At 69.7% G+C, this 24235-nt stretch carries 25 protein-coding genes; 11 read left to right on the forward strand and 14 right to left on the reverse strand.

Features of this window, described 5'->3' with window-relative positions; all coding sequences use genetic code 11:
- Nucleotides 1–86: 86 nt before the first annotated feature.
- The 3 genes from AC2YHA_RS08620 to AC2YHA_RS08630 all read left to right on the forward strand — a co-directional run bounded on the left by AC2YHA_RS08620 (nt 87) and on the right by AC2YHA_RS08630 (nt 2832).
- Nucleotides 87–1238, forward strand: a complete 1152-nt coding sequence (locus AC2YHA_RS08620) for a patatin-like phospholipase family protein (protein WP_487401154.1) — start codon at nt 87–89, stop codon at nt 1236–1238.
- A gap of 135 nt (nt 1239–1373) precedes the next feature.
- Nucleotides 1374–2159, forward strand: coding sequence for a 3-hydroxybutyrate dehydrogenase (locus tag AC2YHA_RS08625; RefSeq protein ID WP_487401155.1), 786 nt, complete (start codon nt 1374–1376; stop codon nt 2157–2159).
- A 43-nt stretch (nt 2160–2202) separates the two neighbouring features.
- Nucleotides 2203–2832, forward strand: coding sequence for a DUF4893 domain-containing protein (locus AC2YHA_RS08630; protein WP_487401156.1), 630 nt, complete (start codon nt 2203–2205; stop codon nt 2830–2832).
- A gap of 216 nt (nt 2833–3048) precedes the next feature.
- Here AC2YHA_RS08630 and AC2YHA_RS08635 read toward each other — a convergent pair whose 3' ends face one another.
- The gene (locus tag AC2YHA_RS08635) at nt 3049–3327 is read right to left on the reverse strand and encodes a hypothetical protein (RefSeq protein WP_233785785.1); all 279 of its coding nucleotides are present in this window, start codon (nt 3325–3327) and stop codon (nt 3049–3051) included.
- A gap of 130 nt (nt 3328–3457) precedes the next feature.
- Entirely contained in the window at nt 3458–4186 is a 729-nt protein-coding gene (locus AC2YHA_RS08640; RefSeq protein ID WP_487401157.1) for a Bax inhibitor-1/YccA family protein, read from the reverse strand.
- Between the two features lie 120 nt (nt 4187–4306).
- Between AC2YHA_RS08640 and thpR the strand changes: the two genes are divergently transcribed.
- The gene (gene thpR, locus AC2YHA_RS08645; RefSeq protein ID WP_487401158.1) at nt 4307–4843 is read left to right on the forward strand and encodes an RNA 2',3'-cyclic phosphodiesterase; all 537 of its coding nucleotides are present in this window, start codon (nt 4307–4309) and stop codon (nt 4841–4843) included.
- On the opposite strand, the gene AC2YHA_RS08650 is transcribed toward thpR, so the two are convergent.
- From AC2YHA_RS08650 to gspL, 6 genes are all read right to left on the reverse strand, one after another.
- On the reverse strand, nt 4840–5379 hold the full coding sequence (locus AC2YHA_RS08650; protein WP_487401159.1) for a superoxide dismutase family protein: 540 nt from the start codon (nt 5377–5379) through the stop codon (nt 4840–4842). The two genes, thpR and AC2YHA_RS08650, sit on opposite strands and share 4 nt — an antisense overlap.
- Before the next feature lie 361 nt (nt 5380–5740).
- Nucleotides 5741–8002 carry an EAL domain-containing protein gene (locus AC2YHA_RS08655; protein ID WP_233785781.1) on the reverse strand — a complete coding sequence of 754 codons (2262 nt, stop codon included), beginning with the start codon at nt 8000–8002 and terminating at the stop codon, nt 5741–5743.
- Between the two features lie 180 nt (nt 8003–8182).
- Complete coding sequence (locus AC2YHA_RS08660; RefSeq protein WP_487401160.1) at nt 8183–9406, reverse strand: type II secretion system F family protein; 1224 nt, start codon at nt 9404–9406, stop codon at nt 8183–8185.
- A gap of 152 nt (nt 9407–9558) precedes the next feature.
- A complete protein-coding gene (gene gspE, locus AC2YHA_RS08665) occupies nt 9559–11037 on the reverse strand; it encodes a type II secretion system ATPase GspE (RefSeq protein WP_487401161.1) in 1479 nt (492 codons plus the stop codon).
- Nucleotides 11034–11525, reverse strand: a complete 492-nt coding sequence (locus AC2YHA_RS08670) for a type II secretion system protein M (RefSeq protein ID WP_487401162.1) — start codon at nt 11523–11525, stop codon at nt 11034–11036. The genes gspE and AC2YHA_RS08670 overlap by 4 nt, the downstream gene beginning before the upstream one ends.
- On the reverse strand, nt 11522–12673 hold the full coding sequence (gspL, locus tag AC2YHA_RS08675; protein ID WP_487401163.1) for a type II secretion system protein GspL: 1152 nt from the start codon (nt 12671–12673) through the stop codon (nt 11522–11524). Before gspL ends, AC2YHA_RS08670 begins: the two co-directional genes overlap by 4 nt.
- A 10-nt stretch (nt 12674–12683) precedes the next feature.
- Here gspL and gspG point away from each other — a divergent pair, with 10 nt between their 5' ends.
- The 5 genes from gspG (at nt 12684) to gspD (ending at nt 17011) form a co-directional block, all read left to right on the forward strand.
- Nucleotides 12684–13184: a type II secretion system major pseudopilin GspG gene (gene gspG / locus AC2YHA_RS08680; RefSeq protein ID WP_487401164.1), complete on the forward strand. Its 501-nt coding sequence runs from the start codon at nt 12684–12686 to the stop codon at nt 13182–13184.
- A gap of 161 nt (nt 13185–13345) precedes the next feature.
- Entirely contained in the window at nt 13346–13777 is a 432-nt protein-coding gene (locus AC2YHA_RS08685) for a prepilin-type N-terminal cleavage/methylation domain-containing protein (RefSeq protein WP_233785776.1), read from the forward strand.
- Complete coding sequence (gene gspI / locus AC2YHA_RS08690) at nt 13774–14154, forward strand: type II secretion system minor pseudopilin GspI (protein WP_487401165.1); 381 nt, start codon at nt 13774–13776, stop codon at nt 14152–14154. The genes AC2YHA_RS08685 and gspI overlap by 4 nt, the downstream gene beginning before the upstream one ends.
- Nucleotides 14151–14942 (forward strand): type II secretion system protein N, encoded by a 792-nt coding sequence (locus AC2YHA_RS08695; RefSeq protein WP_487401166.1) that lies wholly within the window; start codon nt 14151–14153, stop codon nt 14940–14942. The genes gspI and AC2YHA_RS08695 overlap by 4 nt, the downstream gene beginning before the upstream one ends.
- A 14-nt stretch (nt 14943–14956) precedes the next feature.
- Nucleotides 14957–17011 (forward strand): type II secretion system secretin GspD, encoded by a 2055-nt coding sequence (gspD, locus tag AC2YHA_RS08700; protein WP_487401167.1) that lies wholly within the window; start codon nt 14957–14959, stop codon nt 17009–17011.
- Here gspD and AC2YHA_RS08705 read toward each other — a convergent pair.
- The 3 genes from AC2YHA_RS08705 to AC2YHA_RS08715 are packed head-to-tail and all read right to left on the reverse strand — an operon-like array spanning nt 17005 to nt 18406.
- Entirely contained in the window at nt 17005–17382 is a 378-nt protein-coding gene (locus AC2YHA_RS08705) for a hypothetical protein (protein ID WP_487401168.1), read from the reverse strand. The genes gspD and AC2YHA_RS08705 overlap by 7 nt on opposite strands.
- A 44-nt stretch (nt 17383–17426) precedes the next feature.
- Nucleotides 17427–17885 carry a hypothetical protein gene (locus tag AC2YHA_RS08710; protein ID WP_487401169.1) on the reverse strand — a complete coding sequence of 153 codons (459 nt, stop codon included), beginning with the start codon at nt 17883–17885 and terminating at the stop codon, nt 17427–17429.
- Nucleotides 17882–18406 (reverse strand): hypothetical protein, encoded by a 525-nt coding sequence (locus AC2YHA_RS08715; RefSeq protein WP_487401170.1) that lies wholly within the window; start codon nt 18404–18406, stop codon nt 17882–17884. Before AC2YHA_RS08715 ends, AC2YHA_RS08710 begins: the two co-directional genes overlap by 4 nt.
- Nucleotides 18407–18587: 181 nt before the next feature.
- On the opposite strand from AC2YHA_RS08715, the gene AC2YHA_RS08720 reads away from it, so the two are divergent.
- A complete protein-coding gene (locus tag AC2YHA_RS08720) occupies nt 18588–21071 on the forward strand; it encodes a PhoX family protein (protein WP_487401171.1) in 2484 nt (827 codons plus the stop codon).
- Between the two features lie 176 nt (nt 21072–21247).
- Here the strand turns inward: AC2YHA_RS08720 and AC2YHA_RS08725 are convergent, their stop codons facing one another.
- Genes AC2YHA_RS08725 through AC2YHA_RS08735 form a run of 3 tightly spaced genes read right to left on the reverse strand, consistent with a single transcriptional unit; the run spans nt 21248 to nt 23500 of the window.
- Nucleotides 21248–21577, reverse strand: a complete 330-nt coding sequence (locus tag AC2YHA_RS08725) for a hypothetical protein (RefSeq protein WP_487401172.1) — start codon at nt 21575–21577, stop codon at nt 21248–21250.
- A gap of 43 nt (nt 21578–21620) precedes the next feature.
- Complete coding sequence (locus tag AC2YHA_RS08730; protein WP_233785767.1) at nt 21621–22406, reverse strand: LytR/AlgR family response regulator transcription factor; 786 nt, start codon at nt 22404–22406, stop codon at nt 21621–21623.
- Entirely contained in the window at nt 22403–23500 is a 1098-nt protein-coding gene (locus AC2YHA_RS08735; protein WP_487401173.1) for a sensor histidine kinase, read from the reverse strand. The genes AC2YHA_RS08730 and AC2YHA_RS08735 overlap by 4 nt, the downstream gene beginning before the upstream one ends.
- Before the next feature lie 162 nt (nt 23501–23662).
- Between AC2YHA_RS08735 and AC2YHA_RS08740 the strand changes: the two genes are divergently transcribed.
- Nucleotides 23663–24067 (forward strand): winged helix-turn-helix domain-containing protein, encoded by a 405-nt coding sequence (locus tag AC2YHA_RS08740; RefSeq protein WP_487401174.1) that lies wholly within the window; start codon nt 23663–23665, stop codon nt 24065–24067.
- Nucleotides 24068–24235 lie beyond the last annotated feature (168 nt).

Below are 24235 nucleotides of genomic sequence, written 5' to 3' on the forward strand. Positions count from 1 at the left end.
CGCAGTTGCAATCGCTTCCCGCCGCCCGCCAACATGAACCGGATTTCATTTGCCCCGACTCGCTGCACTGCGGCATGAGAGCGGCGATGGCCGATGCCGAGCCCCAGGCGAAACGCCCTACCCGCTCGCGGGCGGCGGCGCTGCCGCTGCCGGAATGCGTGGCGCTGGTGCTGCAGGGCGGCGGCGCGCTCGGCAGCTACCAGGCCGGCGTGATCGAGGCGCTGGGCGAGGCCGACGTCGAGATCGACTGGGTCGCAGGCATCTCGATCGGCGCGGTCAACGCCGCGATCGTCGCCGGCAATCCGCCCGAGCGGCGGATCGAACGGCTCCAGGCCTTCTGGGACACGGCCACCTCGGCGCTGCCGAGCTTCCCCATCTACCCGCAGGACCAGGTCCGCGAGTTCGTCCACGAATGGTCGGCGGGCGCGGTGATGCTGATGGGGGTACCGGGCTTCTTCACGCCGCGCCCCGTCCCGCCGACGTTCGCGACGCCCGGCACTCCCGAAGCGCTCAGCTTCTATGATTCGGCGCCGCTGGCGGCGACGCTCGACGCACTGGTCGACTGGGAGCTGCTCAACAAAGGGCCGGTGCGGCTGTCGGTCGGCGCGGTCGACGTCGAGAGCGGCAACTTCCGTTATTTCGACACCACCACCGACCGCATCGACGCGCGCCACATCATGGCATCCGGCGCGTTGCCGCCGGGGCTGCCGCCGGTCGAGATCGACGGGCGCTGGTATTGGGACGGCGGGCTCGTCTCCAACACGCCGCTGACGCATGTGCTCGATCACCAGAGCTGCGATACTTTGGTGTTCCAGGTCGACCTGTTCTCCGCGACGGCGGAGATGCCGCGCACGATCCTGGACGTCGCAGCGCGCGAGAAGGAGATCCGCTTCTCCAGCCGCACGCGTGCCATCTCCGACGAACGGCTGAGGCTGCGCCGGGAGCGCGAGGCGATCCGCAGGATGCTCGCCAAGCTGCCGGCGGAGCTGTGCGAGATGCCGGAGGTGCGCAAGCTCGCCGACGAGGCCGACGAATGGCCGGTCAACGTCGTCCACCTGATCTACCGCGCCAATGCCTGGGAAGGCGGCGCGCGCGACTTCGAGTTCTCGGCGCGGACGATGCGCGAGCATTGGGCCGCCGGCCGCGCCGCGGTGGACGAGACCGTCGCCAACGCGCAGCTCGTCGCGAGCAACATCCTCGACGGCAAGACCGCCGCGTTCGACCTCACGCGGCGGTAGGCCGTGTTTCTTCCCCCACCGTTCGTGTCGAGCGAAGTCCAGACACGGCACCGAGCCGAGCGAGGCCGCCTTGCCTCGTCCGGCAAGGTCACTCGACTTCGCTCGGGACGAACGGATTTGAACTAGGAGTCAGCTATGTTCCTCAAGGGCAAGACCGCTCTCGTCACCGGTTCCACCTCGGGCATCGGCCTCGCCTATGCCAAGGCGTTCGCGGGCGCGGGCGCGGCGGTGGTGATCAACGGCTTCGGCGACGCGGCGGCGATCGAGGCGGAGCGGGCCAAGCTCGCCGAGGCGAGCGGCGCCGGCGCGCTCTACGACGCCGCCGACATGACCAAGCCCGACCAGATCGCGGCGATGGTCCAGCGCTGCCATGACGAATTGGGCGGCCCCGACATCGTCGTGATCAACGCCGGCATCCAGCACGTCTCGCGGATCGAGGATTTCCCGATCGACAAATGGGACGCGATCATCGCGATCAACCTGTCCTCCGCCTTCCACGTCATGCGCGCCGCGGTGCCGCACATGAAGGAGCGGAAGTGGGGCCGCATCATCTCGACCGCCTCGGCGCACAGCCTGGTCGCCAGCCCCAACAAGTCGGCCTATGTCGCCGCCAAGCACGGCATCGCCGGCCTCACCAAGACGGTGGCGCTGGAGACGGCGACGTTCGGCATCACCGTCAACGCGATCTCGCCGGGCTATGTCTGGACCCCGCTGGTCGAGAACCAGATCCCCGACACGATGAAGACGCGCGGGCTGACGCGCGAGCAGGTGATCAACGACGTGCTGCTGGAGGCGCAGCCGACCAAGGAGTTCGTCCAGCCCGATCAGGTCGCCGCGCTCGCGCTGTTCCTGTGCCGCGACGAGGCGGCGCAGATCACCGGCGCCAACCTGACCGTCGACGGTGGGTGGACCGCGGAATAGAGGCGCTTGGCAGCGGCGCCGCGGACGGGCACAGTCGCAGCCGATGCGCAGCCTCCCCGCCCTGCTCGCCTGTTCGCTGCTCGCCGCCTGTGCGGGCAAGGCGGAGAAGGTCTGCACCACCGCCGAGCCGGTCCATGCGAACTGGCGCGCGGTCGCCACCGATCCTGATCGCGACCGGCTTCGGCGCTGGCGCGACGCGTGGATCGAGGCGCTCGACAAGGCCCGCGGCGCCGGCAAGGGCGCGGAGATCACCGCCGGCGGCACGCTGTTCGAGCCCGACCTGGCGCTCACCGGGGCGATGCCGCCCGCCGGCGATTATCGATGCCGCACCTTCAAGCTCGGCGCCAAGGAGGGGTCCGCCGCCGCGGACTTCACCGCCTATCCCTGGTCGCGATGCCGGATCGAGGCGGACGGTGACGTCCTCGGCTTTCGCAAGGACGAAGGTCCACAGCGTCCGATGGGGCGCATCTACCGCGAGAGCAATGCGCGGGCGATCTTCCTCGGCACGCTGACGTTCGGCGACGAGATGGTGCCGGTCCAGTACGGCCGCGATGACGCGCGCGACATGGCGGGGGTAGTCGAGCGCGTCGGCGAGCGCCGCTGGCGGATCGCCTTGCCCTATCCCGCATACGAATCGCTGCTCGATGTGATCGAGCTGGCGCCTGCGGCTTAGATTTTGCGCGAATGAAGCGGAATCATGCTCCTGCGAAAGCAGGAGCCTTGGATCATGGGTGCATCGCTTGCGGCCTGGGCTCCTGCCTTCGCAGGAGCACTGACGCTGTTTCAATCCGAACGGGATGGACTCTAACCGCCGCGCAGGTTCGGCAAATTAAAAAGGCGACAGCGAGACCGCTCGCTGCCGCCGTAGGGATGGATGCGGTTACGGCCGTCAGGCGTCTTCCTGCCGCGCCTTCTCCTCCTCCTCGCTGTAGCCCGATGACTTGGGCGGTTCGTGGCTGTGGATCGGCTGGGTCGAGGCGGGCGGATCGCTCGCGTCCATCGACTCGTCGAGCGCGCGGTCGAGCCGCGCCTCGCGGCTGTCGGGGCGGCGCTGGAGCCGCTCCTGGATCGACTCGTCATGGCCGGCATCTTGCTTCTGCCCCGGCGCCTTGGCGGCGTCGGGCGCGGCCGACGTCTTCTTGTCGTGCTTGTCCTTCACGTCGTTCATGGCCTCTCTCCTGGGCGTTTCAGGAGAGTAACGAATGGTGGCGGCACCCCGTTCCGGCAGCCGGCCGCGGAAATGAAAAGGCCCGGCGAGTCTCCCCGCCGGGCCGAAGGTGGTTCCGTTCCCGCTTCCGTCAGTTGCGGCTGCTGCCGAACAGGCGGAGGATGAACAGGAACATGTTGATGAAGTCGAGGTAGAGGCTGAGCGCGCCCAGGATCGCGGTCTTGCCGGCGATCTCGGTGCCCTGCACCTCGAAGTAGAGGCTCTTGATCTTCTGCGTGTCATAGGCGGTGAGGCCTGCGAACAGCAGCACGCCGATCACGCTGATCACCAGCCCCATGGGGCCAGACTGCAGGAACAGGTTCACCAGGCTCGCCACGATCAGGCCGACCAGACCCATGATCAGGAAGGTCCCGAACGGCGCCAGATCGCGCTTCGTCGTGTAGCCATAGAGGCTGAGGCCCGCGAACGCCGCCGCGGTCGCGAAGAAGGCGCCCGCGATCGAGGTGTTGGTATAGGCCAGGAACACCGTCGACAGCGACAGGCCCATCACCACCGCGAAGGCCCAGAACAACAGGCTCATCGTGCTCGTCGCCATGCGGTTCGCACCGAAGCTCAGCGCCATCACGAAGCCGAGCGGCGCCAGCATGATCACCCAGGCGAGCGGGGTCGTCATCACCGTGGCGGCCGCGCCCGAATAGGCGAAGACCAGCGCGACGATGCCCGTCAGCAGCACGCCCGAGGCCATGCGGTTGTAAACCGACAGCATGTAGGACCGGAGCCCCTCGTCATACGCGCCCGCGCGCGCGGCGGCCTGCGCGAAATTCGCGGCGCCCATCCGGGGGTCAGACCAGTTTGCCATTTTCAAACAGCTCCTTTGCCCGGCAATATGCCGGATGCGCTGAATATCGCCCTTGGGCCGTCCGCTTTCAAGCGAAACCGGGATCGCTTCGTCCGTCAGCAACATTTAGACACAGAAATCATGCACAGGCTCTTCGTCGGATTGAGGCCCCCTCAGGCGGTGCGCGACAGGCTGCTCGCGATGATGGGCGGCATCCCCGGCGCGCGTTGGCAGGACGACGGCCAGCTCCACGTCACGCTGCGCTTCGTCGGCGAGGTCGACCGGCCGCAGGCGGAGGACATCGCCGCGGCGCTGGACACGATCCATGCGCCGCCGCTGGACCTGGCCGTCGCCGGCGTCGGCGCGTTCGACAGCCGGGGGCGGGTCAACACCTTGTGGGCCGGCATCCGTCCGACCGAGGCGATCACCGCGCTCCATCACAAGATCGATGCGGCGCTGGTCCGCGCCGGCTGCGAGCCCGAGCGCCGCGCCTATCTGCCGCACATAACGCTGGCGCGGCTGAACGTCCCGCGCGAGGCGGTCGAGCGCTTCCTCGCGGACCAGGCGGGCCTCGCCGGCCCGCCCTTCACGCTCGACCATTTCCTGCTGTTCGAAAGCCATCTCGGCCGCAGCCGGGCGACCTACGAACCGGTCGCGCGCTATCCGCTCGCGGATTAGCTGCGCCGGAACACTCCGCAGGCGAGCCGCGCGCCGCTGTTGCCGGACGGGTCGGTCTTGAGGTCGTCCGCCGCGGCATGGATCACCAGCGCCGCGCCGTCGGCATCGAGCATCCCGTCGAGCGTGCCCGACGGCAGCATGAAGGTAAGGCTGCCGCGCCCGTCCGCCCCGATGGTGAGGTTCGGCATGTCGCCGGCATGGGGGCCCTGCGGATTCTCGGCGCCATGCTGCTTGCCGGCCGGATTCCAGTGCGAGCCCGCGGTGGTGAAGTCGGGCGCGTCGCAGCGGCCGACGGTATGGACGTGAATGCCGTGAACACCGGGCGGCAGCGAGCGTGCCTCGACGCTGAGGTGGACCATGCCGCCGTGCTCGGTCGCGACCGCGCGTCCTACCGGCGCGCCCTTCGCATCGGCGAGGTCCGCGACCGCAGAGCCGGCCGCAGGTGCCGCGGCTTCGGCCGCGGGCGTGGTCCCCTGATTCGCGCAACCCGCCGCGATCAGCAGCGCCGCCGCCGCCAGAATCCTGGTCATCGCCATCTCTCCCTTGTTCCATCACGGAAATGGTCCGGCAGGACGGAGGTTCCGGCCGGATGCCGGCTTCTGTGCCGGGACGGGACGTCAGGCAAGAAAAAAGCCCCGACCGGAGCCGGGGCTTCTGTCCTTTTGAACGGATTGCGTGCGGCTTAGCCGTTCACGCCACCCGCGCCGTCGCCGCCATCCCAGTGACCGGTCGAAAGCCAGTCCCAAAGGCCGCGCGCCGGGCGCTGCATCTTCTTCATTGCTCAGCTCCCTGAAGATTCCACCTGTGCCGCCACGGGACGGCACGCAGGGAGCGCTTTATCAAAGCGACGGCTCGTTTACAATATATTTACCATTTTCAGAATCTTAATTCGGGACATCAGGCGGCGCTCGACTTGTGATCCTCCAATAGCAGCTTAGTCAGCCCCATCAGCTTCATCGGCCGTCCGATGAGATAGCCTTGCGCACGATCGCAGCCGAGCTTCGTCAACTCGGTAAGAACTTCGCGACTTTCAACGCCTTCTGCGACGACGCTCCTACCCAATGAATGCGCTAGCTCTATCGTCGACCGCACCATGACGCGGTCGCTGGCGTTACGATCGAGCGACGCGATGAAACTGCGGTCGATCTTCACTTCGGTCGCGGGAATCCGCTTGAAATATTCGAGCGTCGAGAAGCCGGTGCCGTAATCGTCGATCGATACGTTGATGCCGAGCGAGCCGATTTCCTCCAGCGTGCGAATCGAGGCCCGGCCGCTCGTCATCGCCGCCGATTCCGTGACTTCGAGCGTCAAACGCTCGGGAGCGAGGCGCGCTTCGGCAAGCAACCTGCGGACAAGCGAGACCAGGCCCGGCTTCTCGAGCAACCGAGCGGAGATATTGACTGCGACGTCGAGCTCCACATTGCGCGCCGCAAAGGAGGCTGCCGTCTTGATCGCATCGGACAGGACGAACTCGGTAAGCTTGTCGATACGATGATGCTGCTCGGCCGCGAGCACAAACTCCTGAGGGCTGACCTCTCCCTTCTCCGGATGCGACCAGCGCACCAGCGCCTCCGCGCCGACGATGCGTCCCGACGCAAGGTCGAGCTGCGGCTGGTAGGCGACCCAGATTTCGCCGCTGTCGATCGCGGCGTCGAGCCGTCCGAGCAGCGATAGCTTCCACTCGGCATCGGCCAGCTTCGCGGGATCATAAGCCTTCCAGCGCAGCCCTTCGGCGGCCGCCTCATCGGCGGCGACCAAGGTTGCGGCGATCCGGTTCGCCAGACTGCGGTTGCTACCGGCATCGACGCCGAAGGTGACGGCGAGGTCAACCGCACGACCATCGATCAGCGCCGGGCTTCGGAACAGGGCATGGAGCGCCTCCAGCTGATCCGCACCGGCGATCTCGGCATTGGAGGTCCAGACGAAAATGCCCTCGTCCCCCTGATAGATGCGAGCACCGCGCGCGCCGAGCGCCAGCCGGGAGACGATCTGGTTGATCAGCGCGCGCTCGCTTTCAGGCGGAAGCGCCGAACTGATCTCGGCGAAGTTCCGTACGCGCGCGGCGACCAGCACGGCATCGCTGGGCACATTCTCGCCGCGCAGGGCATTGAGGTTGGGCAAGCCCGACAAGGCGTTGATGTTCCCGCGAACCTTGTACGACTGGCGGAATTTCGCCCAGGCATGGCTCACCACGACGATCCCGACGAGCAGTGCGGCGGGGATCACCTGAAAGAAGATCAGGTTCATTTCGGCGATGCACGGCACGATCGTAACGCCCAGCGCGGCAGCTGCGAGCGCGAGACGGCCGACCCAACGCCGTCGGGCCAACAGGTTGATTGCCGCCAGGAGGAGGCCGATGCCGAGCGCCGGCAACCAGCCCAGGTCGATCGGGCGTCCCTCCTTGAGCGTCTCGCCGCCAAGAACATTGATGAAGCCGCCGTTCACCTGCCCCTGGCCGGGGACATAATAGACGTCGCCCATCTCCTGGGACGCGGCGGCGATGACGACATCCTTGCCGCGAAGCCGCTCGGCCAAACCTGGCGGGCCGGCCAGAACCTCGGCTGCATTGACGGTCGGCAACCGCTCGATGTCGATGGCGTAGTCGATCGGGAATTGAATGTCGGCGGGGCCGGCGACGTTCGCCAGCGTGGCCGCAAGCGAGGATGTCGTGACTCCGCGAATGTTGCTTGCGTACGGCAGCGTCCGGACGGACATCGTGCCGCTATAGCGGACGTTGACGCTCACCAGCCGGCTGACCGCACGAAGCGGGGGGATCGGCAGCTTCTCACTGAAGCCGCCGACACGGGCCGTGGCGCTATACCCGGCAAGATAGACATTGCCGGCGCGCTTCATCGCATCGACAAAGGCCCGATCCTCGCCGCGATGCGCGGGGGAGTTGAAGAAAATATCGAAGAATATCCGCTTCACGCCCGCTGCTTTCAGGCGATCCACCAGTTCGGCATGCCGGGTCCTGGGCCACGGCCAGCTTCCCACCTGCTCAAGGCTGCGGTCGTCGATTCCGATGACCACAATGTCACCGGACGGCGGGTGGGCCCGCATGGCATTGCGCGCCATCCGGTAATAATCTTCAATCGGCAGCCCCAGACCCAGCAAGCCCGTGACGAACGCTACCCCGAACGCCCACAGCAGAATCTTCACGCGGCTGGTCGGGCGCACCCCTGCGTTCGCGGAGGCGGTCGGATGGCCCCGCGGCTGCGCAAGCGGCAAGAAACGGCCAGAGATCACCCTGCCGGGCTAACGCGCCTTGGTTAACAAAGCTTGGCCGCCGGCCAAAGAATGTGGGAAATCAACGCATCGCCACACTGGAGCCGGCGATGCCTACAACGTCACCAGATTGTTGAGGTTGATGATCGGCAGCAGGATCGCAAGCACCATCAGCAGCACCATGCCGCCCATCAGCAGCAGCACCATCGGCTCGACCAGCGCGACCAGCGTCGCCACCAGCGCGTCGAGCTCGCGCTCCAGCTCCGACGACGCACGGCCGAGCGCGGGCGCGAGCTTGCCCGAGCTCTCGCCGCTCGCGACCAGCGCGGTCAGCATCGTCGGAAAGACATTGGCCTCGGCCATCGCCGCGCGCAGGCTGAGCCCTTCGCGCACGCGCGTCGCGACGTTGAAGGCGCGCTCGCGGATCCAACGGTTGGGGGTGACCGCCGCGGCGGCCTGGAGCGCCTCGACCAGCGGCACCGCGCTGTCGACCAGCGTCGCCAGGCTGCCGGCGAAGCGCGCGGCGTTGTGCTGGCGGACGAAGCGGCGGAACGGGCGGTGCTCGACGAAGAAGCGGTCGAGTTTCAGGCGGTTGGCGGGCACGCTCGCCCAGCGGCCGAACACGAGGCTCCCCGCCACGATCGCGAGGCCGAGCCATAGCCCGTAATGCTGGAGGAAGGCGCTGATCGCGATCAGCGCGCGGGTCAGGAATGGAAGATCGGCGCCGCGCGAGACGAACACGCGCACGATGTCCGGCACGACGTAGATCATCAGCATCACGATCACGCCGACCGATACGACCGCCAGCAGCGCCGGGTAGAGCAGCGCGAGCTGGAGCTTCTGGCCATTGGCCTGGCGCGTCTCGACGAAATTGGCGAGGTGGTTGAGGACATGCGCCAGCCGCCCCGAGCTCTCGCCGGCCGCGACCGAGGCGCGGTAGAACTCCGGAAACGCCTTCGGATGGTTGCCGAGCGCCGTGGCGAAGCTGCGCCCGTCGAGGATGGCGCCGCGCACGTCGAGCAGCAGCGAGCTGACCGCGCCCGAATCGGACTGGGTGGCGACGAGACGTAGCGCCTCCTCGACCGGGATATCGGAGCCGACCAGCGTCGCGATCTGGCGGGTGAGCGTCGCGAGCTGGCGCGAGGTGATGCCCTTGCGCAGGCGCGGCAGGCGGAACTCGCCGAAGCCGGCGCGGCGCTCGGACGCGGGCTCGACCGACAGCGGCAGCAGCGCCTGCTCGCGCAGCAGCGCGCGGGCGGCGACGGGGGACGAGGCCTCGACGATGCCCTTGCGGGTGGCGCCTGCCTTGTCGGCCGCTTTGTAGGCGTAGGCGGGCATTTAAAGATCCTCCCCGGCACGGGGAGGGGGACCGCCGCCGAAGGCGGTGGTGGAGGGGGCTCGCCGCTTGGCGAGTCGCTGGCGGAGAGCCCCCTCCACCATGCTGCGCATGGTCCTCCTCCCCGTGCCGGGGAGGATCTTGCGGGCTCTACTCACCCCTCCTCGCGCGTCACGCGCGCGACCTCTTCGACCGTCGTGATGCCGGCGCGGACCTTGGCGACGCCGTCGTCGAGCAGCGACGGGTTCTTCTTGCGCGCTTCCTTCTCGAGCTTGGCCTCCGACGCGCCGTCGTGGATCATCGCCTGCAGCGTCTCGTCGATGGCCACCACCTCGTAGATGCCGGCGCGGCCGCGATAGCCCTCGCCGTGGCAATGGTCGCAGCCGCCGGCGCGCCAGATCGGCTTGCCGGGCTTGAGCTCGCCGCCGAGCAGCCGCGAATCGGCCTCGGTCGCGACGTCCTGCCAGCGGCAGTCGGGGCACAGTCGCCGTACCAGCCGCTGCGCCGCGAGGCCGACCAGCATCGGCGCGAGCAGATAGCGCTCGACGCCCATGTCGATCAGGCGCGTGACCGACCCGATCGCGCTGTTGGTGTGGAGCGTCGACAGCACGAAATGGCCGGTCATCGCCGATCGCACCGCGACCTCCGCGGTCTCGTGGTCGCGGATCTCGCCGACCATGATCACGTCGGGGTCCTGGCGCAGGATCGCGCGCAGGCCGCGGGCGAAGGTCATGTCGGTGCGCGGGTTGACCTGGGTCTGGGCGATGCCGGGCAGCTCGTACTCGATCGGATCCTCGACCGTCATGATGTTGCGCTTGCGGTCGTTGAGGCGGGTGAGCGCGGCGTAGAGCGTCGTCGTCTTGCCCGATCCGGTCGGGCCGGTGACGAGCAGGATGCCGTGCGGCCGGTCGAGCAGGCGGGTGAACACCTCCTGGTCGCGCTCGCTCATGCCGAGGCCGCCGAGGTCGAGCTTGAGCGAGCCCTTCTCGAGCAGGCGCATCACCACCCGCTCGCCATGCTGGGTCGGGATGGTCGAGACGCGCGCGTCGACGTCGTGGCCGCCGATGCGCAGGGTCACGCGGCCGTCCTGCGGCACGCGCTTCTCGGCGATGTCGAGCTTGGCCATCACCTTGATGCGGCTGACCAGCAGCGGCGCCAGCGCGCGCTGCGGCTCGACGATGTCGCGCAGCACGCCGTCGATGCGGAAGCGGACGACCAGCCGCTTCTCGGTGGTCTCGACATGGACGTCGGAGGCGCCTTCCTTGATCGCCTCGAGCAGCAGCGCGTTGATCAGGCGGATGACGGGCGAATCGTCGCGGGTGTCGAGCAGATCGTCGACCGCCGCGGCCGAGTCGGCGAGCGCGGCGAGGTCGGTCGCGTCCATCTCGAACTCGGCCGCCTGCGCGGCGCCTTCGCCGTAGGTGCGCGACAGCTCGGCGGCGAATGCCTCCTCGGTCACCGGGACGAAGCTGGTCCAGGGCGCGATGCGCTGCACCTCCAGGATAGCGTCGAGCGGGGCGTCGGGGCGGTGGAGGCACACCACGCCGCCGGGATCGGCCTGGAGCAGCACGCCGGTGCGGCGTGCGAAGCTATAGGGGAGCCGCGGCGGGGCGGCGACGAGCGTGTCGGTCATCCGCGGAACTCCACCGTCGCGCTGACCATGCCGGGCGCGGGACGCTTGCGGATATCGACGCGCGTGACCGAGAGGCTGCTGGTGCGGGCGATGTCGGCGAGCCAGTTCATCACCGCATCATAGCCCCCTTCGGCGATCGTCGCACGCACGCCGCCGGGGGTGGGTTCGGTCTGCGCGGTCAGGTTGAAGCTGTTCGCCGAGGCAGTGACGACCTCCGCGGGAGCGCCGGTGCGCGGTGCCGGGCCGGGAGCGGTGCCGAGCGTGCCGCCGGCGCGGACGCGCGCCTTGAGCGTGTCGTAGGTGCGGATGTCGGCAAGTGCCTGGGCACGGGCAGCCTGGAGCGGCTTCACCACGCCGAAGACGAGGACCAGCGCCGCCAGGACGATGCCGAGCCCGCCGACCATGACCTGCTCGCGCCGGGTGAGGCCGGCCCACCAGCTGGTCAGGCGCGCCGCGATCGGCGAATCGGCGATCCGGAGCACGGTCATGTTGCCTCCGCGGTGATGCGGATACCGTCCGCCGCCGTCGCGACCTTCGCCTCCACGCCGCCTTCGCGCAGCGCGGCGTTGATGCGGGCGGCGAGCGCGCGATCGGTCGAGTCGATCGCCATGGTGAAGATGCCGTCGGCGAGGGTCATCGCCTTGACCGGAACGGTGCCGCCGAGCGGTGCAAGCGCGGTCGAGATCCGCGCTGCGACCGGTAGGAAGGGATCGGCACCCCCTGCCCCCGCTCCGGCCGGCGGCAGCATGTCGGCGACCGTGCCGGCGAGGTCCTCGCCCGCAAGGTTCGCGCCCGGCGCCATGGTGGCGACCAGCGTCTTGAGGTCGTCGGCACGGCGGTCGGCGATGCGCTGGAGCATCAGCGTGTCGGCGGCGGCGATGCCAGCGTGGGCAAGCAGGCCAAGGCCGGCGATCATCGCCAGGCGCCGGCCGAAGCCGGGAACGGCACTGCGGCGGCGGGCATAGGGCCCTTGCCGGAGGTCGAGCGCGGGGTTGAGCACGCGGCGCGCGAGCGGCTCGGCGGCGATGGCGCCGGTGCCGGCTGCCATGTCCTCCGGCAACGGCGCGCCATAGGCGATCGCGCGCGGGCGGCCGGCTGCCTCCCAGGCTGTGCGCAGCATCGGCGCGGGGACGGCGAAGCCCGTTCCGTCGCCGGCACGCACGAGAGCGCGGGTGGTGCCGAGCTCGACCGCCCATTCGCCTTCGCCGGGCCTCGGCAAGGCGAGCGCGTCGGGCACCAGCGCGGCATGGTCGAGCCGGGCATCCTCGAGTCGCGCGATCCATTCGGCCATGCGGTCATGCCGCACCACCCCGACGAGGAACCGCTTCGGCGCGATTTCCGCGCCCAGCGCCAGATGCACGCTCTCGACCGGCTCGGCGATCATGTCCTCGACCGCGAAGGGCAGCGCCGCCAGCCGCCTGGCGCGTCCGGAGACCGGCAGGTCGACCGCGACCAGCCGCACCGCCTCGGTCGGGACCAGCACGGTGGCGGGTCCGTCCTCGTCGGCGGCGGTGAGCGCGTCGCCGACGAGCGTCCAGACTCCGGCGGGGCCACTACCCCCATTGGACGAGCGCGCGCGGGCGCTGGCGTTTTCCCACGCTTCCGCTGTAATGGATGTGTCACGGGCGAGGGCCATGGGACCGCGAATGCGCATTGTTTTCCGACAGTTTCGTGACACCGTGGCAGCGCTTGCCGCCGCCCGCAAGGTTCGTGTGTCCCGCGCCGGAGAAGGCGGGGGCGAGGCGGGCGTGACCCTGGTCGAGATGATCGTGGTGCTGGTGATCATCGCGCTGATCGCCGCGCTGATCGTTCCCAACGTCATCAACCGGCCGGATCAGGCGCGTGTGACGACCGCGACCACGGACCTGCGCACCATCTCGGCCGCGCTCAAGATGTACCGGCTCGACAACGGGGACTACCCCACCACGGCGCAGGGACTGAAGGCGCTGGCGGAGAAGCCGGTCACGCCGCCGCTCCCGCCGGCCTGGTCGCCCGAGGGTTATCTGCCCGAGGTGCCGGTCGATCCGTGGGGGCATCCCTATGTCTATGAGTCCCCTGCCCCCGGCGGGTTCCGGCTGATGTCGCTCGGCAAGGACGGCAAGCCCGGCGGCGAGGGGCTCGACGCGGACATCGTGGGGAAGAAGTGAGGTTGGGCGGCCCTAATTCCTCCCCGGTACGGGGAGGGGGACCGCCAGCGAAGCTGGTGGTGGAGGGGGCCCGGCCACGGGCGATTCGCTTGCGTCGGGGCGCCCTCCACCACCGACCTTCGGTCGGCGGTCCCCCTCCCCGTGCCGGGGAGGAACTGGGGATGACCCTGGTTGAGGTGCTGATCGTCCTCGTCATCATCGGCATCGCGGCGGGCGCGGTGTCGCTGAGCGTCGGCGCCGCCACCCGTGCGCCTTCGGTCGAGAGCGAGGCGCGGCGGTTCGCGCTGAGGCTGCAGGCGGCGGCGGACGATGCGATGCTGGGGGACCGCATGATCGCGCTTACCGCCGACAAGGGCGGCTACGGCTTCGCCCGGGTCAACGCCGACGGCACCATCCCCGGCGGCCGGCCCGAGATCGACCCGCACCGCATGCCCGGCGGCATCACCATGACGCTGTCGGAGCGCCCCCCGCTGGTGTTGGGGCTCGACGGCGCCGCCAAGCCGCTGGTCGCCACCGTCACCAGCGGGCGGCAGCGCTGGATCGTCCGCTACGACGGCCTCACCGCCGTCGCCATGCCGGCGTCGACGCCATGACAGCCGCGGGGGGGACCGGCAGCGAAGGCTTCTCGCTGATCGAGGCGCTGGTCGCGCTCGTGGTGCTGGCGATCGCCACGGTCGGGCTGATCGGCGCGGTCGAGCAGCATATCGATTCGACCCGCGCGATGGAGCGCCGCGCCGCCGCGATGTGGGTGGCGGAGAACCGGATGGCGGAGCTGACGCTCGGCGCGACGGGCAGCGACCAGGTGGCGATGCTGGGACAGGATTGGCAGGTCGGCGTGACGCGCACCGCCACCGACGACCCCGAGATCGCCAAGGTGCGGGTGCAGGTGTCGGCGGCCGGGGAGAAGACGCCCTCCGCGGTGCTCGACGGCTTCCTCGACCTGGGACCGCGGGAGGCGCGGCGCTCATGACGCAGGGCCGCTTCCAGCTCACGCCCTATCGCATCAAGCTCGCGCTCGACGTGCTGACCGGGCTGGTGATCGTCTCGGTCGCCTTCGCGCTGGCGGGGCTGACCTGGCGGCTCGCGGGTCACGCCGGGACCGGCGCGGTGAGCGTGCCGGTGACCGCCCGCCCCGCCCCGCCGCCGCCCGACCTGGCGCCGGCGCTCGCCTTTGCCCCGTTCGGCCGCGGCGCGCCCGGCGACGGCGCGGTGCCGACTGCGCTCCAGATCGAGCTCAAGGGGCTGGTGTTCGCGCGGCCGGCCGAGCTCGCCAGCGCCTTCATCGCGGCGGGCAGCGAGACCAAGACCTATCGCGTCGGCGAGAGCGTCGCCGGCGCGGTCATCGAGGCGATCGAGCCCAAGCGCGTCCTGCTGCGCAACAACGGCCGGCTCGAATCGCTCGCCTTCCCCGATCCCTTCGCCCAGCCGGCTCCGGCGCCCGCCGCGAGCCCGACGGGCGCGCCGGCCCCTGCCGCGGCACCCGGACCCACCGCACCGCCGGCCCCTCCGGCCGCCCCGTCCGCCGCGACGCTGATGCAGCAGTTCGGCGCGCGGCCGGTCTCGGGCGGCTATCAGGTCGGCGACGGGGCGCCGCCCGGGCTCCAGTCGGGCGACGTCGTCCAGTCCCTCAACGGCGCGTCGCTCGGCAGCCCCGACGCCGCCCGCGACGCCTTGATGAAAGCGCAGCAGGACGGCACCGCCCAGATCCAGGTCCTTCGCGACGGCAAGCGGCTGACGCTCACCGTCCCCATCCGATAGGAAGCATTCCCGCCGTGGCCCATCCGATCCGCCTTTCCATGCTCGCGCTGATATTGGCGAGCTCCGCGTTGAGCGCGCAGACCGAGCCGCAGGGCGCGCCGAACGATATCGTCGTCAACATGCGCGGCGTCGAGATCGCCGACGTCGCCGATCAGATCAGCCGGCTGACCGGCCGCACGCTGATCCTGGACCCGGCGGTCAAGGGCGTCGTCACCGTCACCTCCGCCGAGCCGCTGAGCCAGGCCGGCGTGTGGGACCTGTTCCAGTCGGTGCTGCGCGCCAACGGCTTCGCGGCGGTGCGCTCCGGCCGCGCGTGGCGGATCGTGCCGGCGGCCAACGCCGTGCGCGACGGCGGCGTGCCCGGCCGAGGGGCGGGCGGGCAGGAGCTGGTGACGCGGATGATCCGCCTGTCCAACGTCCCCTCGGCCGATGCGGCGCGGATCGTGCGGCCGCTGGTCGCGACCTTCGGCTCGGTCGAGCCGCTCACCCAGCCCAATGCGATCGTCGTCACCGACTATGCCGACAACGTCCGCCGCATCGAGGCGCTGGCGCGCTCGCTCGACGGCGGCGGCGGGTCGACCTTCACCACCATCGTGCTCAAGAACGGCAACGCCGCCGACATCGCCCAGTCGCTGCAGGCCGTGATGGGCGAAGGCACGCGCGTCGCGGGCGACGTGCGCAGCAACAGCATCGTCGTGCGCGGCACGCCTGCCGCGGTCGCCGAAGCACGGCGGATGGCGCAGGCGCTCGACGCGCCGGGCGGCGCGACGCCGGTGACGCGCGTGTTCCGCCTCAACTATGCCGACGCCGAATCGGTGACCGACGTGCTGCGCGGCATCCTGGGCGAGCAGGGCGCGGTCACCAACCCGGTCGCGCGCAGCCTTTCCCAGCGCCGCTCGCCGGGCGGCGCAAGCCCGACCGCACAGCTCGGCAACCTGATCGCGCAGAACGCGTCGAACCAGGCCAATGCCGCCGGCGCGCTGGCGGGCGCGGCCGGCCAGGGCGGCACGACGGGCAGCATCTCCACCGTCGGCCAGAACCAGCAGGAGGGGACGCCGCAGGGCTTCTCGACCCCTGACATCACCGTCCAGCCGGCGCCGGACATCAATGCCATAGTGGTGCGCGGCACGCCGAGCGCGGTCGGCAACATCGAGCGGCTGATCCCCGACCTCGACGTCCGCCGCCCGCAGGTGCTGATCGAGGCCGCGATCGCCGAGATCATCGGCGACGATGCCGAGCAGCTGGCCGTGCAGATCGGTACCTCCGCCGCAGCGCTCAGCCAGGTCGAGGGTGTCGGCACCTCGTTCGAGTCGCCTGGACCCTCACTGGCGAGAATACTCGGCGCGCTTGGCGTGCCTGCGGCAAATCTGCTCGGCGAGGGCTTGAGCGGGAATATCACGATCGGCGACGACTTCTCGATCCTGGTACGTGCGCTCGGCACCTCGACCAAGTCGAACCTGTTGTCGACGCCGCAGATCACCACGCTCGACAACAAGGTCGGCGAGATCGTGGTGGCGCAGGAAGTGCCCTTCCTCACCGGATCGATCATCACCAACAACGGCAACGCCGATCCCTTCAACACCATCGAGCGCAAGGACGTCGGCATCACCCTGCGCGTGCTGCCGCGGATCAACGCCGGCGACACCATCCGGCTGGAGATCAGCCAGGAAGCCTCGGCGATCTCGTCGACGCAGCTGTCGACCGCCGCCGACATCATCACCCAGAAGCGCGCGATCAACACCACCGTGCTCGCCGACGACGGCCAGACGATCGTGCTCGGCGGCCTCATCTCCGACGACCGGTCGCAGACCAAGAGCCAGGTGCCGCTGCTCGGCGACATCCCGGTGCTCGGCGAGCTGTTCAAGTCGCGGCGCGAAGGGCAGGTCAAGCGCACGCTGTTCATCTTCCTGAAGCCGACCATCCTGCGCGACGGCGCGGCGGCGAAGGCGGCGACCGACGAGCGCTATGCCAAGCTGCGCGGCCATGAGGCCACCGTGCGCGACAAGCGCAGCCTGCTGCTCAACCCGCCGGGGCCGCGGCTGACGCTGGAGGTCAACGGGATCTACTGAGGCGCGGCCTCGTCGCCGGCCGGCAGCGGTACGCGCAGGCGCTGGCCGCCGCGGGTGAAGAAGGCGGCGTCGATCGCGAGCGATTCGAGCGTCCAGCCGTCGACGCTCTCGCCCGGCCGCAGCGTGCGGCCAGTGCCGTCGCCCGATCGCACCATCGCCACCGCATCGCTGCCGATCCGGCCGACGATGCCGACGAGCTGCGGCGCGTCCGGCGGCAGCGGCGCCTCCGCCTCGGGTGACGCCGCGCCGAAGAGCGATCGGGAGAAGACGGCGGTCAGCGGCGGCGGCACGAGCGGCGCGGCAAGGGGCGCCGCCGGCCCGGCGGGTGCCACGGCGCGGTCCGGCTGAAGCAGCCAGAGCGGCATCGCCATCGCGATTCCCGCTGCCAAAGCCAGCGCGACTGTCTCGAATCGGCTCAACGCCATGGCGCGACCAACTCGCCCTGGAGGCGGACGGCTCTCCCGCTCGCCTCGATCCGCCAGCGGGCGAAGCGGGCGAGCGGCGGCGTGCGCTCGATCGTATCGGCCAGCGCGATCACCGCGTCCTCCGAACCCGACAGCCGCACCCTGATCCGCGCCAGCCCGGCCGCGTCGGCGACAGGCGCGGCATCCTCGACCAACACCGCGCCGCGCCCGGCGAGCAGGCGGATACGCGCCGCGAGCAGCCGGTTGGCGGCATCGCGATCCGCCGCCGGCATGGCCAGGCCATCCTGGACCACCGATCGCGGAACCGCTGTTTTCATCGCCGCCGCGAGCCGATCGCGCTCCGCTCGCGCCACCGCCAGATCGCCGAGCGCGGCGCGCCCGAACGGCGCCAGCAGGATCGCGGCGGCCAGGCCGAGCGCCGCACCCCAGACGAGCGGCGGCAGCTTCATGCCCCTTCCTCGAACGTCACGACCATCACCGCATCACCGCGCCGTTGGCCGGTGTCCCGCAGCCGTCCGGTCACCGGATCGCGCCGCAGCGCCGAGCGCAGCTTGTCCGGGTCGGGTGCGGCAATATCGAGCGTCAACCGGCCGTCGCCGCCGCGCTCGGCCCGGACCAGCGTCGCCTCCGCCGGCAATGCCCGCGCGATTCCCTCTAGCGTCGCGCCGACTCCGGGGCGGGTCAGCAAGGGCGCCAGTTCCGCTTGACCCGCACTGCGCGCCGCCTCCACCGCCAGTCGCGGCGCGGCAGCGGGACGGAGCGCGGCGGCTTCACTCCGCGCACGATCCTCCATCAGCCGGGCACCGAGCAGGGTCGCCAGCGGCCCTGCCGCGAGCAGCACGGCCAAGGCCGCACCCACGCGCCGGCCGCCGCGCAGATCGACGGTGGGTCGCGGCCGCGTCAGCCTTTCGCGCACGCGATCGGCGAGACTCGGCGTCTGCGGCAGGGGATCAGGCGGCGGAAGATCCATGACATCGCCACTAGGCGACTCTGACGAACGCGAACAGCCCGACGCAAATCCTTGACGAGAGCCTTGGCGCGCCTTCACAAAAGTGTCACCGCAGCTTCACCGATCCGTCAGGGACTCTCGTCATCGACGAAACACCAGACGCCGCCTCAAGTCCGGGGCCGGGCAGCACACGGGGGATGCAATGACCGAGATTATCCGTACCGACATCGGCTATGACGACGGCGACGTCGACACCAACCGCAGCACCGGCCCCAGCCTCAACGACCTGATCGATCAGCGCTATTCGCGGCGCGAGACGCTGCGCAGCGGCGTCGGTGCGATGGCGATGGCGGTGTTCGGCAGCACCGCGCTGGCGGCGTGCGACAACAATGACGACGACAACGGCACGGGCAATCCCCCGCCCACCGTCTCCGCCACGGCCTCGCCCGCGACCGCGACGGCCGGCACGCTGGTGACCGTCACCGGCACCGCCACCGACGACGGCTCCGTCACTGCCACCACCTTCACCCAGGTGAGCGGCCCGGTCGTGTCGCTGAGCGCGACCACCGGCACCTCCACCACCTTCGTCGCGCCGGCGGTATCGTCGACGACCTCGGTCGCGATCCGCTTCGCCGCGACCGACAATTCGGGCAATACCTCCAGCGCCGATGCGATCGTCAGCGTCTCCGCCGCGAAGCTCAGCTTTACCGCGGTGGCCAAGAACAAGAACGACGTGGTGACGGTGCCGGCCGGCTATACCGTCGGCGTGCTCTACCGCACCGGCGACCCGATCACCGCCGACGCCGCGGCGTACAAGAACGACGGCACTGACACGGGCTTCGCCAACCGCGCCGGCGACCATCATGACGCGATGCACTGGTTCGGCCTCGCCAGCGACGGATCGCGCGACGACCAGAGCTCGACGCGCGGCCTGCTGGCGATGAACCATGAGAACATCAACCAGGCCTATCTCCATGTGAACGGCCCGACCTCCCCGGGCGGCGCGCGGCCGGAGAGCGAGGCGATCAAGGAGATCGAGGCGCACGGCGTCAGCGTCGTCGAGGTGACGAAGAGCTCCGCCGGCTGGGGCTATGTCCAGGCGAGCAGCTACAACCGCCGCGTCACGCCCAACACGCCGGTGGTGTTCAACGGGCCGGTCAAGGGGTCGAGCCTGATCCAGACCGCCTTCTCGACCGACGGCAGCCAAGGCCGCGGCACGCTCAACAACTGCGCCAACGGCTATACGCAGTGGGGCACGCTGCTCACCTGCGAGGAGAATTGGGCCGGCTATTTCCGCCGCCCCGCCGCGGCCGACAATCCGCGCCGCTCCGCCAAGGAAGTGACCGCGCTCACCCGTTACGGCGTCACCAGCAGCAGCGGCAATTTCGGCTGGGCGACCGTGGCGCCCGCCGACGGCAGCAACACCAGCTATCGCCGCTTCGACGCGCAGGCGACCGGCGGCTCGGCGACCACGGATTTCCGCAACGAGCCCAACCAGTTCGGCTGGGTGGTCGAGATCGATCCTTACGACAAGAGCAAGACGCCGCGGAAGCGCACCGCGCTCGGCCGCATGAACCACGAGGGCTGCTGGCCCTCGCCGTTCGTCGCCGGGGTCAAGCCCGCCTTCTACATGGGCGACGACGCGGTGAACGAATATCTCTACAAGTTCGTCTCGGCGACCGCCTGGGTCGCGGCGGACGCGACCAATGCCGACCGGCTGGCGATGGGCGACAAATATCTCGACAGCGGCACGCTCTACGTCGCGCAGTTCAAGGCGGACGGCACCGGCACCTGGCTGCCGCTGACCTTCGGCACCGCGCCGCTGACCAGCGCCAACACCACCTATCCGTTCGCCGACCAGGCCGACGTGCTGACCCACGCCCGGCTCGCCGGCGATGCGCTGGCGGCGACCAAGATGGACCGGCCGGAATGGACCGCAGTCAATCCGGCGACCGGCGAGGTCTATCTCACCCTCACCAACAATTCGACGCGTACCCCGGCCAACGCCGATGCGGCGAACCCGCGTGCCTACAAGGACCCGCCCAGCACCTCGATCGGCAACCGCAACGGCCACATCATCCGCCTGCGCGAGGCCAGCAACAGCTCGGAGGCGACGACCTTCACCTGGGACATCTATCTGTTCGGTGCGGGGCAGGACCTCGATCCGGCCAACATCAACGTCTCGGGCCTCACCTCCGACAATGATTTCTCGAGCCCCGACGGCTGCTGGTTCTCGCGCAATTCCAACGTCGCCGGCCAGGCCACGCCGCTGCTGTGGATCCAGACCGACGACAGCGCCTATCTGGACGTCACCAACTGCATGATGCTGGCGGCGATCCCGGGCATCGTCGGCGACGGCGGAGACGCGGCGAACAAGACGATCGTCAACACCAACGCCGACGGCACCACCGTCAGCGTCGCGACCAAGGTCGGCAAGGCGCCGGGCACCAATCTCAAGCGCTTCCTGGTCGGCCCGCTCGAGGCCGAGATCACCGGCGTCGACACCACGCCCGACGGCCGCACGATGTTCGTCAACATCCAGCACCCCGGCGAGAACGGCAACACGACCAACATCACCAGCCACTGGCCGGCCAACCAGGCGACCGGCAGCGATCCCAGCAACTCGCGCCCGCGCTCGGCGACGATCGTGATCCAGCGCACCGACGGCGGCGTCATCGGGCTCTGAACGGCCGATCGGCTGAAGGGAAAAGGGGCTGCTTCGGCGGCCCCTTTTTTTTGCATTCCCGTCACCCCGGCGAAGGCCGGGGTCCACCGTGCCGCATGTGCCGGACAAGAGGTTTAGGCGTCAGAACTAGACGCTTGGTGGACCCCGGCCTTCGCCGGGGTGACGGAAGGGTAGTCTCAGCGATCCCCCCGCGTCACCACCTGGGCGGTGCCGTCGCGGCCGAGCAGGATGCCGTAATATTTCTTGTCGCTGCATTGCGCGACGTAGAGCGGCTGACCGCTCAACCCTTCGCCCTGGCGGTGCGCTTCGACCACGCCCTGGCAGTCGAAGCCGGCATCGCGGATCGCGCGGATGAACACGCCCTTGCGCTGGCCCTCCGGCAAGGCCGCGACCTGGTTCTGGAAGGCGCTCGGCGGCTCGGCCGTAGGCTCGGCGGCCGGCTGGCTGGGCGTGCCGCCGCCGCAGCCGGCGAGCAGCAGGACGGGCAGGAGACTCAGGCGTCGCATCGGCGGCATTGTCGCGCCGTTGCACGCGAACGGCAAGCGCGCTTCACCCCTCGCCGCGCCCGACCAGATCGCGCACCACCGCGCGATAGTTGCGCCCGACCGGCAGCTGCTCGCCGTCGACGGTGACGATCGTATAGCCCCCCGCTGGCCGCCGCCGGATCGACGCTACCCGGTCGCGGTTGATGATATGCGAGCGGTGGATGCGCAGGAACCGCGCGGGATCGAAGCGCTCGATCAGGCTGCTGATCGGCTCGCGATGCAGGTAGGATACGGCGCCGTGGTAGAGACGGACATATTCGCCCTCGGCCTGGACGCGATCGACCTCACCGAGAGCGATCCGTACGCTCTCGCCGCGACGCTGGACCCAGAGATAGCCGCGCTCGCCGCTCTCGCTCTGCCGCTCGGCCCTGAGCACCTCGAGCTGACGGGCGAGGTCGGCGAGGCGCGCGGCGGCGCTGCGGTCCTCGATCGCGCGCCGCACCCGCTCGATCGCGGTCTCGAGCCGGGCGAGTCGTACCGGCTTGGTCAGGAAATCGATCGCGCCGCTGTCGAAGGCATGGGCGGCGAACTGCGGATAGGCGGTGACGAACACGATCAGCGGCGACGGTCCGCCGGCGAGCGCCAGCGCCTCGACCACGTCGAAGCCGTCGAGCGCCGGCATTTCGACGTCGAGCATCGCGACGTCGGGCGCGAGCGCGGCGATGGCGTCGAGCGCGGCGCGGCCATTGCTGGCGGTCCCCACCACCTCGACATCGGGAATGCGCGCGGCGAGATCGCGCAGCCGTTCGATCGCGAGCGGCTCGTCGTCGCAGAGCAGCAGCCGGATCATGGACGGCGCTCTAGCGGAATCGAGAAGCGGACCGCGAAGCCGCCGTCGGGTTCCGGGCCGGCGGCGAAGGCGCAGTCCTCGCCGTAGCGGGCGGCGAGACGCTCGGCGACGTTGCGCAGACCGACGCCGGTCCCTTCCGATTTCGTCCGGGCGGCGGCGCCGTTGCCGCCGGTGTCGTGCACGCGGATATCGACGCGCCCGCCCTCGACCCGGGCCTGGATGTGCAGCGTCACCGGCGTCGTCGAGGCCGCCACCGCATGACGCACCGCATTCTCGACGATCGGCTGGATGATGAGGCTCGGCACCAGCGCCTTGCGCGCCTCGGGCGGGACGTCGATCGCCACCTTGAGCCGGTCGGGGAAGCGCTCCGCCTCGATCGCGAGGTAGAGCGACTGGAGCTCGATCTCGCGCGCGAGCGGGATGTCCTCGTTGGGATCGATCGCGAGGCCGGCGCGGAGGAAGTCCGACAGGTTCTCGACCATCCGCTCCGCCGGCTCGACCGCGCTGGTCGAGATCAGCGAGGCGATCGAGTTCAGCGTGTTGAACATGAAATGCGGATTGAGCTGGTAGCGTAGCGCGCGGAGGTGCGCCGTGTGCGCCTCGCGCTCGAGCATCGCCGCGCGCCGCTCATATTCGCGCATCTCGGCCGAATAGACCACCGACAAGAGGAGGCCCGACAGCGCCGAATAGGCCCAGAACCATTGCAGCACCGCCAGCGCATAGCTGGCGACGGTCGCGTCCTGCCAATTGCGGATCGGCATGAACAGGTGGAAGATCAGGAAGTTGGCGACCGCATGCAGCACCGAGCACACCAGCGCCGCCACCACCGCCAGCACCAGCCTCCGGGACAGCGCGGCGCCGCGCGTGCGGCGGTGGAAATCCGCGATCCCGAACGACAGCGCGATGCCGATCACGGTGACGATCGCGCGCGGCGGCAGGAAGCTGGCGTCGTCGTCGGCGCCGGTCATCAGGCGGCCGGCGGTCATCACGCCGAACTGCGCCGCCCAGAACAGCAGGATGGTGGCGGTGGTGATGCGCCGCGTGAGCTGCTCGGAGAATTGCAGCTGCGACGCCGGTTGCACGGCGGCGTTCATGGAGGAGTGCTATTACGCTCGCCGCGCCGCTGCCAAGCGCGAGCCGTGCCGTTGGTGGGACGAGCCGTGCGGTTCGTGGCGCGGCAGGCCCTTCGTCGCAATGCGGCCGGCATTGGCAACATTCGGCTGCCTGCTGCCGGCACAGCGCCATAGCGTGGCGCCATGTTCATCGCGTCCCACTCCGACAGCTTCCTGCTCTCCGCCGGCGTGCGAAGGCCACTCGTCAAGCGCGGCGCGGTGACGATGTCGGTCGATCCGGTCGAGATCCACTGGAATGCCGAGCGCGTGCCTCTGTCCCCGATCGAGGCGACCTTGCTCGGTGCGCTGATCCGCCGCAGCCGGATGCGCTGGGACGATGTCCATATGCTGCTCGCCGAGCATGGCTGCAGCTCCGACTCCCGCGACGTGCTGATCCACCGCATCCGCCGCAAGTTCGAGGGCGTAGGCGCATGCGATCCGATCGAGACGCTGCGCGGCTGGGGCATCCGCTTCCGCGCCGAGGCGGATGCGGAAGGGTCGACCGCCTTCTGGATCGGGGTGCGCGAAGGCGATCCGCTGCCGGCCTGAGACGGATCGATATTCAACAAATTAGCCCCTCCCCTTCAGGGGAGGGGTTGGGGTGGGGCCTGGCCCCAAGCGATGAAGCCTGCCGCACTGCCCCACCCCCAACCCCTCCCCTGAAGGGGAAGGGCTTGATCCTGCTGATTGTCGGCCGGCCTCAACAGTCGCACCCAC

This window comes from Sphingomonas sp. SRI_018, from assembly GCF_057586275.1.

Bases quoted from the DNA above. Each gene is read 5' to 3' on its own strand.
- AC2YHA_RS08620 (WP_487401154.1), top strand. From the start codon at position 87: ATGGCCGATGCCGAGCCCCAGGCGAAACGCCCTACCCGCTCGCGGGCG.
- AC2YHA_RS08625 (WP_487401155.1), top strand. From the start codon at position 1,374: ATGTTCCTCAAGGGCAAGACCGCTCTCGTCACCGGTTCCACCTCGGGC.
- AC2YHA_RS08630 (WP_487401156.1), top strand. From the start codon at position 2,203: ATGCGCAGCCTCCCCGCCCTGCTCGCCTGTTCGCTGCTCGCCGCCTGT.
- AC2YHA_RS08635 (WP_233785785.1), bottom strand. From the start codon at position 3,327: ATGAACGACGTGAAGGACAAGCACGACAAGAAGACGTCGGCCGCGCCC.
- AC2YHA_RS08640 (WP_487401157.1), bottom strand. From the start codon at position 4,186: ATGGCAAACTGGTCTGACCCCCGGATGGGCGCCGCGAATTTCGCGCAG.
- thpR (WP_487401158.1), top strand. From the start codon at position 4,307: ATGCACAGGCTCTTCGTCGGATTGAGGCCCCCTCAGGCGGTGCGCGAC.
- AC2YHA_RS08650 (WP_487401159.1), bottom strand. From the start codon at position 5,379: ATGGCGATGACCAGGATTCTGGCGGCGGCGGCGCTGCTGATCGCGGCG.
- AC2YHA_RS08660 (WP_487401160.1), bottom strand. From the start codon at position 9,406: ATGCCCGCCTACGCCTACAAAGCGGCCGACAAGGCAGGCGCCACCCGC.
- gspE (WP_487401161.1), bottom strand. From the start codon at position 11,037: ATGACCGACACGCTCGTCGCCGCCCCGCCGCGGCTCCCCTATAGCTTC.
- AC2YHA_RS08670 (WP_487401162.1), bottom strand. From the start codon at position 11,525: ATGACCGTGCTCCGGATCGCCGATTCGCCGATCGCGGCGCGCCTGACC.
- gspL (WP_487401163.1), bottom strand. From the start codon at position 12,673: ATGGCCCTCGCCCGTGACACATCCATTACAGCGGAAGCGTGGGAAAAC.
- gspG (WP_487401164.1), top strand. From the start codon at position 12,684: ATGCGCATTGTTTTCCGACAGTTTCGTGACACCGTGGCAGCGCTTGCC.
- AC2YHA_RS08685 (WP_233785776.1), top strand. From the start codon at position 13,346: ATGACCCTGGTTGAGGTGCTGATCGTCCTCGTCATCATCGGCATCGCG.
- gspI (WP_487401165.1), top strand. From the start codon at position 13,774: ATGACAGCCGCGGGGGGGACCGGCAGCGAAGGCTTCTCGCTGATCGAG.
- AC2YHA_RS08695 (WP_487401166.1), top strand. From the start codon at position 14,151: ATGACGCAGGGCCGCTTCCAGCTCACGCCCTATCGCATCAAGCTCGCG.
- AC2YHA_RS08705 (WP_487401168.1), bottom strand. From the start codon at position 17,382: ATGGCGATGCCGCTCTGGCTGCTTCAGCCGGACCGCGCCGTGGCACCC.
- AC2YHA_RS08710 (WP_487401169.1), bottom strand. From the start codon at position 17,885: ATGAAGCTGCCGCCGCTCGTCTGGGGTGCGGCGCTCGGCCTGGCCGCC.
- AC2YHA_RS08715 (WP_487401170.1), bottom strand. From the start codon at position 18,406: ATGGATCTTCCGCCGCCTGATCCCCTGCCGCAGACGCCGAGTCTCGCC.
- AC2YHA_RS08720 (WP_487401171.1), top strand. From the start codon at position 18,588: ATGACCGAGATTATCCGTACCGACATCGGCTATGACGACGGCGACGTC.
- AC2YHA_RS08725 (WP_487401172.1), bottom strand. From the start codon at position 21,577: ATGCGACGCCTGAGTCTCCTGCCCGTCCTGCTGCTCGCCGGCTGCGGC.
- AC2YHA_RS08730 (WP_233785767.1), bottom strand. From the start codon at position 22,406: ATGATCCGGCTGCTGCTCTGCGACGACGAGCCGCTCGCGATCGAACGG.
- AC2YHA_RS08735 (WP_487401173.1), bottom strand. From the start codon at position 23,500: ATGAACGCCGCCGTGCAACCGGCGTCGCAGCTGCAATTCTCCGAGCAG.
- AC2YHA_RS08740 (WP_487401174.1), top strand. From the start codon at position 23,663: ATGTTCATCGCGTCCCACTCCGACAGCTTCCTGCTCTCCGCCGGCGTG.